The organism is Kosakonia oryzendophytica, assembly GCF_027886705.1.
GTDB lineage: Bacteria > Pseudomonadota > Gammaproteobacteria > Enterobacterales > Enterobacteriaceae > Kosakonia > Kosakonia oryzendophytica.
This window is the reverse complement of sequence record NZ_CP115659.1, coordinates 2792708-2812069: the sequence shown is the minus strand read 5'-3', so window position 1 is coordinate 2812069 and position 19362 is coordinate 2792708. Positions and strand designations below refer to the sequence as shown.

General features: G+C 54.3%; 13 protein-coding genes. 6 read left to right on the top strand and 7 right to left on the bottom strand.

Going from position 1 to position 19362, the window contains the following annotated elements:
• Positions 1–147: 147 nt before the first annotated feature.
• Entirely contained in the window at positions 148–3255 is a 3108-nt protein-coding gene (locus O9K67_RS13550) for a multidrug efflux RND transporter permease subunit (RefSeq protein ID WP_061495481.1), read from the bottom strand.
• Between the two features lie 917 nt (positions 3256–4172).
• Between O9K67_RS13550 and O9K67_RS13545 the strand changes: the two genes are divergently transcribed.
• A complete protein-coding gene (locus tag O9K67_RS13545; protein ID WP_061495487.1) occupies positions 4173–4877 on the top strand; it encodes a response regulator in 705 nt (234 codons plus the stop codon).
• On the top strand, positions 4874–5947 hold the full coding sequence (locus O9K67_RS13540) for an ATP-binding protein (RefSeq protein ID WP_061495490.1): 1074 nt from the start codon (positions 4874–4876) through the stop codon (positions 5945–5947). The genes O9K67_RS13545 and O9K67_RS13540 overlap by 4 nt, the downstream gene beginning before the upstream one ends.
• 22 nt (positions 5948–5969) lie before the next feature.
• Here the strand turns inward: O9K67_RS13540 and O9K67_RS13535 are convergent, their stop codons facing one another.
• The 3 genes from O9K67_RS13535 to O9K67_RS13525 all read right to left on the bottom strand — a co-directional run bounded on the left by O9K67_RS13535 (position 5970) and on the right by O9K67_RS13525 (position 8099).
• Complete coding sequence (locus tag O9K67_RS13535) at positions 5970–6881, bottom strand: ATP-grasp fold amidoligase family protein (protein WP_061495493.1); 912 nt, start codon at positions 6879–6881, stop codon at positions 5970–5972.
• 214 nt (positions 6882–7095) lie between these two features.
• On the bottom strand, positions 7096–7275 hold the full coding sequence (locus O9K67_RS13530) for a hypothetical protein (RefSeq protein WP_148654707.1): 180 nt from the start codon (positions 7273–7275) through the stop codon (positions 7096–7098).
• Between the two features lie 35 nt (positions 7276–7310).
• Complete coding sequence (locus O9K67_RS13525) at positions 7311–8099, bottom strand: MipA/OmpV family protein (RefSeq protein ID WP_061495497.1); 789 nt, start codon at positions 8097–8099, stop codon at positions 7311–7313.
• 126 nt (positions 8100–8225) lie between these two features.
• Here O9K67_RS13525 and O9K67_RS13520 point away from each other — a divergent pair, with 126 nt between their 5' ends.
• The 4 genes from O9K67_RS13520 to O9K67_RS13505 all read left to right on the top strand — a co-directional run bounded on the left by O9K67_RS13520 (position 8226) and on the right by O9K67_RS13505 (position 14400).
• Positions 8226–8918 (top strand): response regulator, encoded by a 693-nt coding sequence (locus O9K67_RS13520; RefSeq protein ID WP_061495500.1) that lies wholly within the window; start codon positions 8226–8228, stop codon positions 8916–8918.
• Complete coding sequence (locus O9K67_RS13515; RefSeq protein WP_061495503.1) at positions 8915–10111, top strand: sensor histidine kinase; 1197 nt, start codon at positions 8915–8917, stop codon at positions 10109–10111. Before O9K67_RS13520 ends, O9K67_RS13515 begins: the two co-directional genes overlap by 4 nt.
• Positions 10112–10189: 78 nt before the next feature.
• Positions 10190–11350, top strand: coding sequence for an efflux RND transporter periplasmic adaptor subunit (locus tag O9K67_RS13510; protein WP_061495507.1), 1161 nt, complete (start codon positions 10190–10192; stop codon positions 11348–11350).
• Entirely contained in the window at positions 11350–14400 is a 3051-nt protein-coding gene (locus tag O9K67_RS13505; protein ID WP_061500008.1) for an efflux RND transporter permease subunit, read from the top strand. Before O9K67_RS13510 ends, O9K67_RS13505 begins: the two co-directional genes overlap by 1 nt.
• A 61-nt stretch (positions 14401–14461) precedes the next feature.
• Here O9K67_RS13505 and O9K67_RS13500 read toward each other — a convergent pair whose 3' ends face one another.
• The 3 genes from O9K67_RS13500 to O9K67_RS13490 are packed head-to-tail and all read right to left on the bottom strand — an operon-like array spanning position 14462 to position 19354.
• A complete protein-coding gene (locus tag O9K67_RS13500; RefSeq protein ID WP_061495510.1) occupies positions 14462–15889 on the bottom strand; it encodes a hypothetical protein in 1428 nt (475 codons plus the stop codon).
• Entirely contained in the window at positions 15870–17684 is a 1815-nt protein-coding gene (locus tag O9K67_RS13495) for a hypothetical protein (RefSeq protein WP_061495513.1), read from the bottom strand. Before O9K67_RS13495 ends, O9K67_RS13500 begins: the two co-directional genes overlap by 20 nt.
• Positions 17684–19354: a hypothetical protein gene (locus O9K67_RS13490; protein WP_061495516.1), complete on the bottom strand. Its 1671-nt coding sequence runs from the start codon at positions 19352–19354 to the stop codon at positions 17684–17686. Before O9K67_RS13490 ends, O9K67_RS13495 begins: the two co-directional genes overlap by 1 nt.
• Between the last annotated feature and the right edge of the window lie 8 nt (positions 19355–19362).

The window sequence follows — 19362 nt, the reverse complement described above, 5'->3', positions numbered from 1 at the left end:
CTCAATGCCGCAAAAAAACGCGCATTATGCCCGCCGGAGAAGGGTGGCTGCTGGGATACTGCCACCCTGACTCGCTATTTCACTGCCTGTCAGGGAGTGTCTCCGCTGACAGAAGGTAAAGCCTGGGTCTTACGTGAGTCCGTGCCTTCACATGCGTTTTCTCCGGCGGTTTATGGCGGCAACGCCGCGCATGACCACCACATAAAATACCGGCACAAAGACAATCGCCAGCAGTGTGCCGCTGATCATCCCGCCAAAGACGCCGGTGCCAATTGCGTGCTGGGTCTGCGAGCTTGCTCCGGTGGCCAGCATCAGCGGCGCTACGCCAAGGGTAAACGCCAGCGATGTCATCACTATGGGGCGTAAACGTAAGCGCGCAGCCATAATGGTCGCTTGATGAATACCCATCCCGCTGGCGTGAAGTTGCCGGGCGAACTCAACAATCAGGATGGCATTTTTAGTGGAAAGGCCGATCAGGGTGATAAGTCCCACGCGGAAAAAGACATCATTGGGCATTCCGGCGATATAAACCGCCGTCACGGCCCCCGCCAGGCCCAGTGGCACCACCAGCATCACCGATAAAGGGATGGCCCAGCTTTCATACAGCGCGGCGAGCACCATAAACACGGTGAGCACGGACAGCGCCATCAGCGTCGGCATCTGTAAGGCGGAGGCGCGTTCCTGCAAGGAGGTGCCGGTCCATTCCATCATAAAGCCCGCAGGCAGCGTAGCCGCCAGTTTCTCCATCTCGGCCATCGCCGCGCCGCTGGAGTAACCTGCGGCTGCACTGCCGCTTATTCTGACCGCAGGATAACCCTGATAGCGGTTGAGCTGTTGCGGTGATAGACCCCAGTGGGCTTTCACAAACGACGCCAGCGGCGTCATCTCACCGCTCTTGTTGCGAACGTACAGTTTCATCAGGTCCTGTATCTGCATACGGTAGGGCGCATCGGCCTGAACGATCACCTGCTGAACGCGCCCGTTGTCCGTGTAGTCATTCACATAATTTGAACCGCTCGCCGAAGAGAGGGTTTGGTTTATCTCCTCAAAGGAAACGCCCATCGCCTCCGCTTTTTCGCGATCCACATCCAGTGTGGCGCTGATGCCTTCCGGCAATCCGTCCAGATACACATCTTCAACAACGTGGCTGTTGGCGGCACGGCTAAGCAACTGTTCGAGTGCGGCTTGCAGCGCCGGGTAGCCGTGCCCGGCACGATCCTCAAGGTAAAATGTGAAACCGGATGAGGTGCCCAGATCGGAAATCGCGGGCGGCATGATACTCATCACCGTGGCTGCCGGATCGGCACTCATTGCCGCTTGCACCGCGTTTGCCTCTCCCTGCGCCGTTGCGCCATGTCGATTATCCCACCCGTTGAGCATGGTAAACGCCAGTGCCGTGTTGGGCCCCGAACCGGAAAAACTGAAGCCGAATATGGACAGGTTGCTCTGAATACTTTCCCGTCCGGCGACAAGCGACTCATAACGACGCATGACCTCCTGTGTACGTGCCTGGGTCGCATCGGAAGGAAGCTGCACGGAGGTGATAAAATACCCCTGATCCTCATCGGGAATAAACGAGGAAGGCAGCTCACGCAGCGCCAGAAAAAGGACGCCGCACAATACCGCATACAACGCCATCACGCGCCCTGAACGCGTTATCGTGCGGTCGAGAGCGGACGCATAGCGAAGGGAGAGCCGGTTGAAGTGGCGGTTAAACCATCCGGTAAACCCTTTTTCCCGCTCGCTCTGATGACTGACCGGCTTAAGCAGCGACGCGCACAATGCTGGCGTCAGGGTCAGGGCAAGAAAGGCCGAAAGCAGAATAGACACCGCCATCGACAGGGTAAACTGGCGGTAGATAACCCCCACCGAGCCACTGGCAAAACCCATCGGGATAAACACAGCGGTGAGCACCAGTGTGATGCCAATAACGGCCGGGGTGATTTCACGCATCGCCTGCTGTGTCGCTTCCCGTGGCGCAAGCCCTTTTTCTGCCATCAGCCGCTCGACGTTTTCGACCACCACGATGGCATCATCCACAATAATGCCGATAGCCAGCACCATGCCGAACATAGTGAGAACGTTGATGGAGAAGCCGCTGAGCAGCATCACCGTAAACGTTCCCAGCAACGCAACCGGTGCCACAATGGCGGGAATAAAGGTATAGCGCAGATTTTGCAGAAACAGCAGCATCACCAGAAACACCAACACCATGGCCTCAAAAAAGGTATGAACCACTTTTTCAATCGACAGTTTTACAAAAGGCGCGGTGTCAAAAGGCACGGAGAACTGCATCCCTTCAGGGAGCACGGCAGATAAGGTTTCAAGACGATCCCGGATACCGGCCGCCGTGTTAACGGCATTGGCACCTGTCGCCAGTTGGATGGCGGCGGCCGTTGCCGGATGACCATTTTCCCGGATGGCGAAGGCATAGCTTTGTAAGCCGCGTTCAATACGCGCAACGTCGCCGAGTCGGACGCGTGACCCGTCGGTATTGGCCCGCAGCGTGATGTTCTGGAAAGCCTCAACGGAGGTGAGCTGACCGCGAACTCTCAATGGGTAAGTCACCTGCTGACCGGGCAGGGCGGGTTCGCTGCCCACGCTTCCTGGCGCTATCTGAACGTTTTGCTGATTTAACGCCAATGTGATGTCGTTGAAGGAGAGGCGATAATTGAAAAGTTTGACCGGATCGACCCAGATACGCATCGCCTTTTCAGCGCCGAAAAGTTGCACTTTTCCGACACCGGGAACCCGACGCAACTCCTCCAGTACGTTACGGGCGAAATAGTCACTGAGATCGGCCTCCTGATACGCCCCGGAAGGCGATTTCAGGCCCACCATCATCAGGAACCCCGGGTTAGCAGCCTCAGTGCTGATGCCATTTTGGCGCACGGCTTGCGGCAGACGTGGCTCAACGGCTTTTATCTGGTTCTGTACATCCATTTGCGCCAGTTTAATGTCAGTGCCGGGTTTAAACGTCACCGTGATGGATGCCATCCCGGACACATCGGTGGTTGACTCAAAATAGAGCAGATGATCCACCCCCGAAATTTCACGTTCGAGCAGGGATATCACCGAATCATTCATGGTTTGCGGCGTAGCACCCGGATAGCTGACAGAAATAATGATGCTGGGCGGGGCTACCGAGGGATATTGCGCCACGGGTAATTGAGGAATAGCCAGAATACCGCCGAGAGTAATGAAAAGCGCAATTACCCAGGCGAAAATCGGGCGTTTAATAAAGAAGTCAGACATTAATAGATATCCAATCCAACACGTAAATAACGTCTCATCATCCAGGTTGATTCAACACGCAGGTCAGCGTACATATAACCTGAAAACAAAATATAATGGCGTTACGCCTAAAAAAACGACGATAAAACATTCATAATAAAATATAAAATCGCAGGTCGTCGGGTATGAACATATCAGTATGTTGAAAAGAATAATCAGGTAAATAAAAAACAGACTTAATACCACTATAATGGTACATAACTCGCGAAAGATACCCTCTTTTCTTTGTAGCAAAATTAATGCGCAGGTCAGCAAAATGCCCACGTAGGCTAAAGGTGACGCCAGCATTGTCCATTTAACCCTCTCGCCAATGGAGTGCATCAAAATCAGCCAGCCATAAAGCATTGACCAGGTACCTGCCAGGAAAAAAAACAGCGACATGATCTTTTCAGAAAAAAGGAGTGATGCTGTTAAAATTTTCGCCACTGTCATTACATCCAAATAGCATTGCGATGAAAGCGTATTATCGTACGGCTGTATGTAACGATAATTGATTGAGTATGGAGGAAGTGTGGAGTGCCATTCTGAACCTGCATTTTTCTCAAAGAGAGCAAAAGCTGTTGTCTTTATGAACCGACAATGCTGAATCACCTGTTTGATGGTCAGTTCATTTTTTTTAGCATCGCGAAGAAACTTTTTAGTTAAAAAAAAGTCTCATGCAAATTATAACGATTTTAACCCGGTTAATCCTGTCAGATTACGTTCGAAAGTGAGTTGAAAATGAACAGCGATTTATCGATGCAGCGCTGGTGAAGATTATCTGCAATCACTACGTTTACGCATCTGAAACCCTTAAAAATGATGAGAAAAAAGAATTTTTATTTTTGGCGAACACACTTTAAAACCCATAACGCGGATTGGTACGAGACGGAGGTTATATGAACCATGAGAAAATTATTCTGGTCGCAGAAGATGATGATGAAATCGCTGATATTTTAGTGAGTTATATTCATCGGGCAGGGATGAAAACGGTTCGTGTCGCCGACGGGGAACAGGCGCTGGAACAGTTTCGATTACGCAAACCCGATCTGGTGTTGCTGGACATTCAACTCCCGCTGGTCGATGGCTGGCGTGTCCTGTCGACGTTACGCAGGGCAAGCAACATCCCGGTGATTATGGTCACCGCGCTCGATCAGGATGTGGATAAATTGATGGGGTTAAGGCTGGGAGCCGATGATTATGTGGTGAAACCATTTAATCCCTCTGAAGTGGTCGCCCGGATAGAAGCCGTGCTGCGGCGCGTCAACGTCAGCGCGGAGAACAGTTACCAAAAGCCGATCCGCACCCCTCACTTAACGATTTACCCGGAAGATTTTTATGTGGAAATTACCACCGAAGGGGGAGTGGTCACGCCGGATCTGACGACAACAGAATTCAAGCTACTGACCTGTATGGCCAGAAATCCGAGAAAAGTCTTCTCGCGTGACGAATTGTTAAGCTCCTGCCTGCCGGAAGGCGATGCGCTTGACCGTACCGTTGACAGCCACATCAGTAAGCTACGCAAAAAGCTGGAAAACTGCGGATTAAAAGGGACGCCAGAAAGCATCCGCGGTATCGGTTATCGACTGGGTGAAAACAAATGAATAAAGATCAGGCTCTCAGCCGACAGATCCTGCTGTTTATGATCTCCCTGACGCTTATCGTGATAACGATAACGATCATGGGATCCTATTTTTTCTACGCCTTTATTATTGATTATATTCCGGGAGGCACGCTCGTCGGAGATGAAGACAGCGTGACATACATTGACTGGATCTGGCTTTTCGTCGCGTCAGCCAGCAGTTTAATTGTCTCTTTTTTCTTCACCATCAGGCTATCAGCGAAAATACTCAATCCATTAAGTTCCGTTGCAACCAGCCTGCGGCGCATTGCTCAGGGCGATCTGGGGGCGAGGGCATTTTGCGCCTACTCACATTTGGGCGAGCTTAACAATTTAGTCAATGACTTCAATGAAATGGCGGAAAAGTTACAAGCGCTTGATAGCCAGCGAAAATCCTGGAATGCTGCAATTGCGCACGAGTTCCGTACTCCGGTCACCGTGTTAAGAGGACGGCTGCAAGGGCTGGTTGATGGCGTCTTTGAACCCAGTCCAACCTTATTCAATAACTTATTAAAACAAACGGAAGGGCTGACAAACCTGATCGACGATCTGCGGATTGTCGGTTCATCCGGCACCACCGATTTTTCGCTGAAATTAACCGATGTTGAACTGCAAGATACCATTCAGAATGCCATCGATGCGTTTTCGCTTGAGTTCACACGCAATGAATTTCAAATCATCACGCAACTTCAGACGCATCACGTCGTTTGCGACCCGTTACGCATCATTCAGTGTCTTACCGTGCTTTTCGATAACGCCATAAAATATGCCACCCCCAAAATCATCGTTATCAGAAATGGCGTTGCTGAAGGATCGTCTTATATTCAGATCGAAGATTATGGCCCGGGTATTCCTGAGGATTTCCATCGGTTTTTGTTTCAGCCTTTTCAGCGAGGCTCGCGCGCGCGAAATGTGAACCCAAAAGGGTGTGGGCTAGGGTTGTCGGTGGTAAAAGCCATCATGAATGCACATGGCGGCGATGTAAGCTATACCTTGCTCAATAACCATCACTCCGTGTTTACACTCTCGTGGCCAGCCAGCAAAACGGGTTAAGGACTCCACGCCAACAGGCTCATCAGAGCCTGTTGTCTGTTCCCGCTAATTGCCACATGTCACCCAGTTTTATATCCCACTCGGCAGGCGTGATTTGGAGTTTTCCCCGGCGTGGACTTAAGGTGATTTCGCTAAAAACGACAGCATCGGGTCGTAACATCAGATCCACGCGGCAATAATCAATGTCACGCGCTACATCCTGAGCCGCATCCAGCGCTTCGTAGAGTAATGGTGGCGTGGAAACCGCGTAAGGCGTGTTGGGATACTCCATCTGAAATGGCTGCAGTTGCCATGCCCGATCGTAAACGTTGATATATTCTTTTCCTGAACTGTCTGTTATATCGGCCTCAATGAGGCTGGCAATACCATGAAAGCAATGTATCCGTAACATTTCTGGCGTGGTGTCTTTTATGCGATCAGTAAAAAGATCAATATATGTTTCACATAATATTACCGGCGTGATGTTTTTATACTGCCATTCGCGTGTGCTGTAATACATATTTTTCTTCATGGCTAATTTCAGTTTGGTCAACGCACGAGGTTTATCAAACGTGGCTTTATTCGTGCATATCACCACGCTGCCACTGTCATGATTGCATTTCAGCACGAATTTCTCGGGTAACTGGCTAAAATCGATCTCCTCTACACGGGTATAAATACCCAGCAGCGGTGCGAGGGTTAATTTATCCGTCTTGTTTTGGATATACTCTCTGACGGCCAGTTTGTCCGCCAGTCGTGTATAAAGTGGATTGCGATCAAAAAGTAACCGATGACAAATTTTCTCACTTAACGCCCTCGGATGCATTAAGTCAGGCTTCCTGTTTATTACGCGTTGCAATCTGCTGATATGGAATGTTTCATCGTCCACAATCCACGCTCTCACTCTTTTTCCAAGGTACTCTGCATAGTTGCATACATATTTTAATCTGTTCATTGTTCCTCCTGAGAACGCTGAACAGTATGCAGAGGGTTTATTATCCTGTTTTGTAGGGAGTATGGAGCCAATATGTATTGGTTATCATGAAGCCATTTTTTGCGGGGAAAGTATGGCACCGCTTTCCCTGTGAATATACCACTCCACTTTTTTCGTTTATTTTTACCGAATGAGTGGCAGGGTGCGAACGATCCCCATCATTACCTGCATACAATCACGATGCGTAGATGACAGGGCGACGGCCGACCCGCACCTGTTGCGTCGGTGAAATACCGGTGTAGCGCTGGCGGTGATAAAAAAACCGACACTGGCAGGCTACGGCAATAACACAACGTAAAAATACCAGGCGCTCAGATAAGTCACCGCGCTTAATCCCCAGAGAATCCCTACCCACTGATAATCCTCTTTGTTCACGGACTGGTGCTCCTGTCAGAAGGTGTAAGTGAAGGCGGCGACAGTGGAACCTTCGTTGCGCCGCAGCACGATTGGGCTGTCTGCGGCTGCGCTATCCAGCCAGTGATACCCGGCACTGAACGTGGTGCCCCAATGCGCATCAAACTGGTGACTCCAGATAAGGCGAGTCTCAATGCCGTACATTCCGCCTTTCGCCGAATAACGGCTATACCCCGAAGCGAGGCTTTGCTGCCGGTTCACGCCATAAAATATGTTCATGTAGCGACTGTCGCCAAACAGCATGGCGGACTGAATAGCGACAGTATCGTAGGCGCTCTGCACAGGTAAAAGTGTTACCGAAGTCTGGTATTGCACACCCTGGCTGTCGGTCAGCGGCAATGTGGCTTTGCCTTCTACCGTCAGCCAGGGCGTTACCGACCAGCCAACAGCCAGCGCGGTATTGAGGACAGCGTCAATCGTACCCATCCCTTTTAAGTTATCTGCACCGTCCCGCCAGGCAGAGCGGCTGTCCGCCCGCCCGAGGTTGTAACCCAGCGTGTGTTCGAGATAGAGGCCATCTGCTGTTTGCAGGTCGTAGCCCACCCCTTTTTCCGTATCCAGAAAAAAGGCCCCCTTGCGCGCCTGGATCACGGGAACAATCTGCAATGCGTATTTGTCTGAACCGCTGTATTGTGGCGCATATTGCCCACCCAGTCCCAGCGTAAGCGTATCCTGTGGCACAGTGGCATCACTGGCGTATGCGCCCGACATAAAGGCGGGGAGGAGTGAGCCGATCATGTACAGCGCATTTTTTCTCATTATCATCATGGCATCCCGGTGGTGAGGAGATAATACGGCTGACCAAAGGTCACCGTAAGATGGTGCAGAAGTATGGTCGCGACGTATCAATGAACAGTCGGGAAATTGTTAAGAAACGGTCAAGGTGGGCAGATGTTATCCAGAAGAGTGCTTGTGATTGAAGACGATGCGGATGCCGCCAGCGTGCTGGAAGCTTATCTGCGTCGTGAAAACTACGAGGTGTCCATTGTGGGCGATGGCTTATCCGGGCTTGAGATGGCGCAGCGCTGGAAGCCGGATCTGATCCTGCTGGATGTGATGTTGCCTGGCCTGAATGGCACCGAAGTGCTGGCGGCGCTGCGGCGTAAAAGCGATGTGCCCGTCATTATGGTGACCGCCATGGGGGATACGCCGGATCGCATCGGTGCGCTGCGCTACGGCGCGGATGATTATGTTGTTAAACCTTACCACCCTGGCGAAGTGGTGGCGCGGGTACAGGCGGTGCTGCGCCGCAGTCGACAGGCGGAAACGCGGGACGACGTGCTGCGCTGGCATACCCTGGAAGTGGACAGGGTCGCCATTACCGCCACGGTGACGCAGGGGGATAACATTCGGGTACTGGATCTGACGCCGACCGAATTCTCCTTGTTGTCGACGCTGATGGGCAACCCGACCCGGCCGTTTTCCCGCCAACATTTACTGGAACACTGTCTGCCGGAGAGCGAAGCGCTGGAGAGGGTGGTGGATACGCACGTTTACAACCTGCGCAAAAAACTGGAGAACGCAGGCATTACCGGCGTGTTAGCCAACGTTCGCGGCATTGGTTACAGGTTTCGCCAGCTATGAATAATTCCACATATCAATCTCTCTGGCGCTGGATCTGCGGGCGCATTCTGGCGCTGGCGATTGGCACTGTGATCCTTATCGCCCTGTGTATGTGGTTACGCTTTGCCATTGGCAACTACTGGATCCTGCATAAGATGCCCGCGGCATTGCGCGAAGAATTCCTTGTACTGATGGAGGATCCGCAGATAAACCCGGCGCGTTTCCACGATATTGTGGACAGCTGGTGGGGACTCAGCTACTCCACACCGTCCATCGCTTCTGCCGACTGGTTGATGGTTGGGGTGCTGGTGTTGGTGATGATCCCCTTTATTGTCTTTATGGGGCTAAAATATGCCCGCCCATTGTCCATTCAGTTTAGCCGTCTGCGGGATGCCGCCGAAGAGGTGACGCAGGGGGAGTTTGGTCGCCAGGCCGAGCTGGTCAAGGATGCGCCTGCGGAAATGATCCGTTTTGCCAGCGATTTCAACGTGATGACACGGCAACTGGCGCGTTATGACCGGGAATTGCGCGCGTCGCACGTGGCGATGGCCCATGAAATTCGCTCGCCGTTGACCGCCGCCATCGGCCGCTTACAGGGGATGCTTGATGGTGTTTTTGAACCCACGCCCCAGCAACTGGGGATGGTGATGAAGCAACTGCAACATCTCAGTCGTCTGACTGACGAACTGCATTTACTGTCGCTGGCAGACGCGGGACAACTGACACTCAACCGACAGGTTTTCTCTCTGGATGAGCTGTTGCGTGAGCAGGCAGCCTGGTTGAAACCGCAGGCCGACGACGCCGGGATCGGCGTTTCCATTGAGGGCGCACAACCCTGTCCTTATTACGGTGATGCGTTTCGCCTGGGGCAGGTTTTTACCATCCTGATGGAAAATGCGCTGCGCTACGGGCAACGGGGTGGGCGTCTCTCCATTTACTTACACCGCCAGCAGCAGGATTACCGGATTGATTTTTGCGATAACGGACCCGGCGTGGAGGCCGATTTTCTACCGGTGATGTTTGATCGCTTTACGCGGGCGGAAACCTCCCGCGCACGGCATTCGGGCGGCAGCGGGCTGGGGTTATCCATTGCCCGTGCGATATGCCTGGCGCATGGCGGGAGCATCAGCGCATCGTTACCCGCATCTGGCGGGTTGCAAATCAGCGTCATCCTCCCGGCGGCGTCGGCGCAGGAAGGAAAATCGTCGTCTTGATAAACTCTTGACGAAACATGCAGTGAATCTCGATTTAACTGGCATGAAATGGTGCTCTTTATGTGCCGGAGCGCCATCATGCCAGAACAATTTACTGATTACTTTCGTCAGTGCCTGCACCACCTTTTCACTGCTGCACGCACCGTTTCACTCCTCTCCCTTCTTTCGCTCATTGCGTTGAGCATTGCTGTTCCGCTGCTGACAAGCTGTGGCGAAAAGTCAGCGGATAAACCCGCGCCGCCCCGGCCGGTGCGCTACGTGGTGGTTGCGCCGTCTGCGTTTGGACAAGCCGCCATACGCACCGGAGAGATCCGCGCACATGATGAAACCACACTGGCTTTTCGTCTGGATGGCCGCATGGTCAGCCGCCTTGTTGATATTGGCGATCGCGTGCGGGCAGGCCAGGTCCTTGCGCGACTGGAAAGCACAACCGGGCAAAATCAGCTAACCAGCGCGAAAGCCGACCTGGAGGCGGCGAAAGCCTCAGAGCAAGTGGCGGCCCTTAATCTGAGCCGGATGCAGAAGCTGATGCCCTCCGGCGCGATAGCGCGTACTCAGCTTGACAGTGCCCGCGCGGACTGGCTGACCGCCGCCTCGCGGCTGAAAAGTAGCCAGGCCGCCTTGCGGAACGCAGAGGACAACCTGGCATGGACGCAATTAACGTCGCCTGCTGACGGGGTGATCACCGGCGTCAGTGCAGCGGCAGGTCAGGTAGTCAGCGCAGGTCAGACGGTTTTCACGCTAGCGACCAGCGATCGGCGTGATGTGGTGATTGATATTACCGATCCACAACGCTTGTCAGCAGACACCGCGACGCATTTTCCGGTTGCACTGCTGGCCGATCCGGCGGTGCAGACTACGGGGATTGTCCGTGATATCAGCCCGCAGGCGGACCCGCAGACCCGGACATGGCGGGTCAGGTTAACGCTGCTAACCCCACCTGCAGCGATGGCGCTGGGTGCCAGCGTCACGGTAGCCATGCCCGCTGACCCCGGTTCCGATCATAACGGTGATACTTACGCTGTTCCGGCAACAGCGATCGCTCGTCTGGACAACCGTCCTGCCGTCTTTCTTATTGATAACCACCAGCAGGTGCAGTTGCGCCCGGTGACGCTGGCGGGCTATACCGCGTCGTTAGCCATTATCGCCTCCGGAGTGGCACCAGGGGATAAGGTCGTGACCGCGGGCGTCAGCAAACTGCGCACCGGCGAAAAAGTGATCCCCGGAGAGCAACTATGATGACGCTTCGTTCAAACAACGCCACGTTTAATCTCTCCGCGTGGGCGCTTGCGCACCAGCAGCTGGTGAGCTTTTTTATGCTGGTGATTGTTGCCGCCGGTATCCTCTGTTACGAAAACCTGCCGCGTAATGAAGATCCGGCATTTACCATCAAAACCGCCGTGGTGTCTGCGCAATGGCCTGGCGCGACCGTTGACGACACCACCCGGCTGGTGACAGACGTGCTGGAAAAAAAGCTGCAAGAGACGCCATGGCTCGACTATCTCGAAAGTGAAACTCGTGCCGGTAGTGCGGTTATCTATGTGAACCTGCGAGACGATACGCCACCGCAAAACGTCGCCGATATCTGGTATCAAGTCCGTAAAAAAATGCAGGATGTGGCCTCGTCACTGCCGCAGGGCGCACAGGGGCCAGCCGTTAACGATGAGTTTGATGACACATTCGGTACGCTGTATGGCTTTACCGCCGAAGGTTATACGCCCCGCGAGTTGCGCGATCGGCTGGAGGAGATCCGCCGCGATCTGATGTCGCTGAAAGATATCGGCAAGATCACGTTATTGGGTGAGCAGAATGAGCAGATTGTCATCGCCTTTTCGCCACGCCAACTGGCGGGTATGGGGCTGGACATCCAGCAGGTGAGCGATGCGTTAGCCGCGCAAAACGCCGTCGCACCTGCGGGAACAATACGCACCGAAAAGGATAATATGGCGTTGCGGGTTAGCGGGGCGTTGACATCGGAAGAGAGCCTGCGTGCCGTGACCCTGCACATTCATAACCGCTATATCCCCCTGACGGATATCGCCACCGTGAGCAGACAACGTGCGGAACCGCCAGCGCCGGTCTTTCGTGTTAATGGGCAACCGGCGATGGGGCTGGCGATTTCTATGGCATCGACCGGCAACATGCTTCGTTTCGGCCAGGCGCTGAATGCCAGAATGGCGCAACTGAAAGCACAGTTGCCGCACGGTATCGAGATCGTCAAGGTGGCAGACCAGTCGGCGGTGGTCAGCGAGGCCGTTAGCGGCTTTGTTCGGGTGCTGGTGGAAGCGGTGCTGATTGTGCTGGCGGTGTCGTTTGTCTCTCTGGGAACCCGCGCCGGGCTGGTGGTGGCCGCCGCCATTCCGCTGGTACTGGCGATGACGTTTGTCGGGATGATGCTGGCGGGCATTGGCTTACAGCGCATTTCGTTGGGGGCACTGATCATTGCCCTCGGTCTGCTGGTTGATGATGCGATGATCACGGTCGAGACGATGGTTGCCCGGCTGGAAGCGGGGGATACGCGTCAACAGGCGGCAACGCGAGCGTTCAACACAACCGCCTTTCCGATGTTGACGGGCACTTTGGTGATGATTGCCGGCTTTATTCCGGTCGGTTTTGCCGCATCGAGCGCCGGCGAGTACTGCTATTCCCTGTTTGCGGTGGTACTGATTGCGCTGCTTTGCTCATGGGTGGTCGCGGTGCTTTTTTCCCCCCTGACCGGTGCGTGGTTGCTGCCTGTTCGCTTACCGGCGCATAGTGGTGAGGCGGGAAAACTGGCCCGCCTGTACCGGCGGTTATTGCATCTGGCGCTGCGTCATCGGCTGGCGACAATCGGGGCGGCACTGCTGGCGCTGGCGCTGTCTGTGGTGGGTGTGACGCATATGCAGGGTGAGTTTTTCCCGGCTTCCGATCGTCCCGAGCTGCTGGTGAGCCTCTCTCTTCCCGCCAACGCATCACAGACAGAAACAGAAAAACAGGTCGAGCGCCTGGAAAAGTCTTTGATGGGCAATGACAACATCGATCACTTCAGTGCATACGTGGGCTCCGGCGCGGTACGTTTCTATCTCCCCATGGACGTGCTGCGGGAAAACGAAAACACTGCGCAACTGGTGGTGGTGGCCAAAGACCTGGCGGCGCGGGATCGCTTACGTGAACAACTGTCGACGCTGCTGGACAGGCACTTTAGTGATATCACCACGCGTGTGTCACCGTTAGAGCTCGGTCCGCCAGTGGGCTGGCCGGTAAAATACCGGGTAAGCGGGCCGGACTATGCGCAGGTGCAGCGCTATGCCCACCGTCTGGCAGCGGTGGTGGGTGAATCGCCGCTGGCGCGGGAGGTCAATCTCACGGCGGGCGAGCCAGAAAGGGTGATCACCGTGCAGGTGAATCAAACCGCGGCACGTGCAGCGGGCGTCTCATCCGAAAGCATTGCGCAGATGTTAAACACCGTCTGGTCCGGCTCGACCGTCACCACGGTACGGGATCAGGATCGCCTGGTGGATGTGGTGCTGCGCGGCAACGATCGTGAGCGGCTGGATATGGGCACATTATCGACGTTAATGCTGTCCGGGACGAATGGCGCCAAAATTCCCCTGAGCGAAGTGGCCACGCTGGTTTGGGGGGTGGAAGATCCGGTTATCTGGCGGCGACAGCGGTTACCGTTTATTACGGTGCAAACCGACCTCGCACCGGGAATGCGCGCCGATGCTGTGTCGGCAGGGCTGCGCCCGGCAGTGGATGCGCTGCGCGCGCAATTACCCGCCGGGTACACGATTGAAGAGGGGGGCGCGGTGGCGGAGTCGGATAAAGGCAACCGATCGGTCTATGCGGTACTGCCCGTGACACTTATCGTGATGTTGCTGCTGTTAATGATCCAGTTGCAGCGTTTTTCCCGCATGCTGCTGGCGTTGTTGATGGCCCCTTTTGGCCTGCCGGGCATTGTACTGGCGATGTTGCCAACGGGGACGCCAATGGGGTTTGTCGCCTTGTTGGGCGTGATTGCGCTGGCGGGCATGATCATCCGCAACGCAGTGATCCTGATAAGTGAAGTTGACAGCAATGTGCAGCAGGGCATGGCGAATGATGCGGCGATCATCGCGGCGGCGGAACACCGTGCGCGGCCGATTATGCTTACCGCTTGCGCAGCTATTCTGGGGATGATCCCCATTTCGCACCAGGTGTTCTGGGGGCCAATGGCCTTTGCCATTATCGGTGGGCTGATGGTGGCAACACTGGTGACGCTTACGGTGTTACCCGCGGCCTTCAGCTTACTGCTGACAGGTAAGCGGTGATAAAGGCCGAATCAGGATCGTCAGCCGATCCTGATTCGCCGCAAACATAACAGCAGCGCTATCAGGGCACGTAGATCACCTCAAACGTGGTTTGTTGGTCAGGGAGATCTTTCCTGCCGCCGCTAACGTAATAAATTTGCATATCGTAGTGATAAACCAGTTTGCTGGAGGGGTTGAGGATCTGTTCCAGCACCGACACCTTCACATCCACTTTCTGGCTGGTGTGATCTTTATCGAGTTCGATCGTTTGCCCGCCTACGCTTATCAGAATGCGGGAAATGGGTTTCGGACCGTAGGGATCAAAGGCATCTTTATCGCTTTTGAATTCCAACGTTTTGGTGATATCGACCGGTGCAGACTGCTTAATAAATGTCCGCGGGGTATTTTTGTATTTCGCGTCGAGCGCTAACTGCACCGGGATGTTTTCCGGGTCAAATCCCACCAGTTCCACCTTGAGGAAACCTTTAAGCAGCAGGCTTTGCTGTGCCGTGTCGAACAACGCATCCCAAATCTGTCCGAATTGTGATGACGGCAAGGTGAAAGCATCAACGATGCCGCTTTGCAGGTCGATCAGCGCGTTTTTCTCTTCTGTCATGCCTGCCGGCAACGAAAGCCGTAGGGTTAAGGCATGGGCGTTAGCCAGCGGAAACAGTTGTCCTTGTGGTTGTGCATAGTGATCGTGAAACACCGTTTGGGCGTTGGCAATGCGCGCCTGATTGACCTGCGGCAGGATAAAATAATCAAACGTCACGTTGATCTGATCCAGCGATGTCGCATGTTCCGGTGCGCTGAACGAGATGGATAACATTGGCTTATTATCGTTCTCAGCATCGGTTGCCAGCGCAAATCGGTCCGGAAGGTAAAAAAGATATTCCGGGTGGACATAGTCCTGGAAATAGTGATCGTTGTGCGTGTTGAACGGAATGTTCAGTAGCGTGAGTTGCCGCACGGGCGGCGGGGGTAAGAGACCCTGATAGATGTAGGGGTAGTAAGTCTGAGAGAAGTAAAACACCGTTGGTACGGTGACGGTGTTCAGGAGTCCCTCGTGGGTTTTAAGGGCCACCACCAACGTGGTTTGCGAATCATAACTGTCCAGCGCCCGCAGTAAGGCATCCCGCTCGCTCGGCAGCGACAGCAGCAGCCGCGCCTGATATCTATTGCCGCCGGAGGGCTTGGTTTCCACCTGTTGAAAGCGCATCTCGGTTTCATCACCGAATGTTGAGAAACTCAGTACCACATCAGGAAGGGTCGATACGGCCTGATTGAGATCGAAATCAAGGGTCATTATCCAGCCCGTCTCTTTTTTGGCGGTCGTGATTTGATAGCGAATTTCGCCCGATACAATTTCGGTGCTCACCGCCGCCGTCAGATCGGTGGGTAGCGCGCGCAGAGCGCGTAACTGCGGTTTCGCGACACCCGGAAACTGTTGCGCCGCATTCGCCAGGATAACCCTGTTGAGGGTGACCAGATCAGTGAGGAAGGTGTTCATAGGTATCCTTGATGGGGTGTGAAAGGGCTAATTGCCGGAAAGCATTCAGTTCGGTGGAGGTCCAGAGATACTGCCCGTCATGGCGGCGATACAGCGGTATTTCCGTCTGGCTGGCGGGAAGTCGCCATTTCTCTAACGCTGCAATAAACGGCGTCAGATGCGTAATGCCGCAACGTGCGGCGTAGTGCAACGTGGCCAGCCATTCGTTGGGATGCGCGTAATAAGGGATCAGTTGATTGATGCGATCGTACTGGTTTTCACTCCATGCCAGCGCGTTGTCGAACTGGGTGAGGATACGGGCGAACGCCGGGATCACGCGGTTCTGCGCTTTGCTCACACACGCGATTAAAATCAACGCATTGGTATTGACGCAGCAATCGACCTGCGCCAGCACAGGGGGCTCTTTCATCCAGGTATAAAAGGCAAGGCACTCCGCCCACTGACATTGCGGTTCTGCCTGACGACGATCCACCCGCTGGATCTGGTAGGCACTCAGCGTCGCCAGCGTATTCACGACCTCATCCAGTGAAATACGGCCAAACTTATACAGCAACTCGGTGATGATCGCCGTGTCGTCGACGTCGGGTGGCAGGGTATCGCCCCGCATCCAGACCGGGTGCGCATCCCCAGGCCAGAAGCGATAATGCGCAGGCTGGCATGCGCAGGCGGCGATAAAATCGAGCGCTTTTTCAATGTAGGGCGCGGTTTCAGCGGTATATTCCAGTGTGCGCAGCACCTGTGCAGTAACAAAGGCGTTTTCATCCCGATGCCAGCGGCCATCCGGCGTGCGCACATACGAAGGAAAAGCCCCGCTCGCGGTCTGCCGTTGCAATAAACAACCCAGTGGCGTGGAAGGCGGCGGCGAGGGGGCAACCTTTATCGCCACCTCGGTAAAGCGATCGTTCTGCGGACTGAATGTGCAACTGATGGCACAGCGGCCTTGCATATCGACGGAGAGACCGAGCACGTTGAACTGTAGCGGTATGCGCTTATCCAGCAACGATTGCAGCAACGGCATGGCACACGCCTGCTGTGCCAGCAGCTGGTTGAGTGCATCGGGAACACGCGCGTTACTGCCAAAAAAACGCGGCGCGATGGTGAAAACGGTGAAACTCTCCAACTGGTGTTGCTGGTAAACCACGCTGAAGCCGTAGGTGGTATACGGGAAATGCCCGTCACTTTGCGTTTGCGCCCGTGCTGCCTCCAGAAGCGGCATCAGCGCTGGCAGGGCGGTGTCACAGGCAAACAACGCGGCAACCGCAACCATATCGTCGTGGGTGATTTCCGCGCTGTGCCACTGGAAATAGAACTCAACCGGTGAGTCGGCCTGATCGGGATAGTGGCCGACCATCAGCAGTTGCAGACCTGCTTCCGCCAGTTGCGCGGTGCTGTAGGGCATGCCCTTGTGAGTCCACTGCGCCGGGCAGTCGCCGCCAGTGGGCACTTCGCTATAGATCTTGGTGCGCACGCCTTGCGGACTGTATTTGCGTCCTTGCCAGTGACCAAAGCGCAGACCGTCATCGCATGCGCAGTGGAACTGCGGCAATTGCGTATCAAATGTACCCGCCAGACCCTGAGGCCTGGCGGTTGAGGTGGTAAATTCAAGCGGGCAGCCGTTCCACGCCAGCAGGCTGGTATTAAACGCCGCAGAGAGATAGCCCGATGCCAGCCGGGGTGCCAGAAAACGGGCAACATCTGCCCGTAATGCGTCAGCGAGCCACGGGGCTTGCTGGCATAACCCCTCTACCAGCGCATCCAGCGCCGCAGGTCGTACGGAAGTGATGCCCGTCACCATCAGGCATTCTCCTCGTTAAACGGCGAGATAATAATGGCGGGTGGGTTCTCTTCGCCTTTGAACAGCCGCGTTTTACCGTTCAGCAGGTAGTAGGTAATGGTGTAATTTATCGTCCAGGGTTTTTCCGTCAGGCAGCGATATTTAAAGATCTGCATTTGTGGTTCATCTTCCGAAAAGGTGAACTTCTTCGACTTGATGGTTTGCTCATCATCCTGATAACGCAGTTCAACCACCACCTCGTTATAGTCATCCCACGGGAACTTTTTATCCGGTTTAATGCGGATTTGGTTAAAGGTCAGGACTTCGGTGGGATCGAGGTTCACCATGGTGGAGGCGCTGCGGGACGCCGGGTGGTAACTGGTACTGCCTTCCCAGCCGGATACCGCCGCTGATTTAAACGCAAACTCGCTGTCAATCTGAAACAGTTCCTGGGTATTTTTGCTGCGGGCGATCTCCTTTTCCCACTTCCCGTTATCTGACGTAAAAGCATCCGGTGTGTAGATATTATTGTTGTATTTCACCGCCACCGTGGCGGCTTTCAGCCCGTACTGGTTAAAACCGTCCGGCCCGAGCACCTCCAGCTTAATTTTCTGGAAGAAGGGATCGTTAACATTGACCTCTCTAAAATAAGGCTTTTCTTTCTTCACGCGCAGCAGCTTACTGCCGATAAAATTCTGCGGCACGGCGGACTGGGTGATGGCTTTGGAAGAGGTGTAGGTAAAGTTGAGCGTTTTGGTCTCTTCCCGGCGCACCAGCTTGATCTCCAGAGAGGCGCAGGGTAGCAGGCCACCTTTACCTTCTTTCCCGTCTTCGGACTTGCCACTGGCGAACAGTGCGTCCAGAATCGAGTCGCTGGCGGATTTGGCCTGCGTATTTTTATCCTCGTTGGGCTTCAGCGAGGCGGTGAAGAAACTTTTCAGGATTTCACCTTTCACAAATTCCAGCGCCCACTCTTTTTCTTTGGCCGCTTCTTCGCCCGGCATACTTTCAGTGACTTTGATAATTAACTTCTGCTCCTGCTGGAGCTTTTGCATTACGCTGTCGAAGCCAAGCCAGAAGCTGGCAGGCGTCTCTATTGGAATCGGAATGTTTGCGCCAAATTTGGTGTCGAATTCCTGGTAGATATTTTCAAATTTGCCCTCAACCTCCACTTTCAGCGCGGGCGTAATGCCGGTGTAGGTCAGGTTATACGCAACCGCCGCTGGTGCCTGCATTTCGCTGAATGCCGCTTCAAGGATCACCGCCTGTTCCGGCGTCAGTTTTGCGCTAAAAATGGCACTGTTTTTGGCGAAAAGGCTTGGGCTTTGCGCACTGACCAGCTTGCCATTGGCGTTTTGCGCATCCAGCACGAAAAAGTTTACCGTACCGTTGTCGTAAGGAACCTGTTGCAGGAGCGGGTTGGGCGGGGTCACTTTCAGCTTGCTTAAATAGGCTCTGAAGGCGCTTTTCAGGTCGCTTTCCGGGATGGAGGTATCCACCTCAAAGTTGATATAACCGCCTTGCTGATCGGCACCATCCCCGGTGTATTTGATCAAGGTAAAAATGGGATTCCCCTCGCGCTCAGCGAGGTGGATATCGCCGGGCATATACCAGAACTGGTTTTCATCAGAATCATCAGCAAAGAAGGTGATGTTGTCGATGGTCGCGGTTTTTGCTCTGAGTAGTAACATAGCGGTTC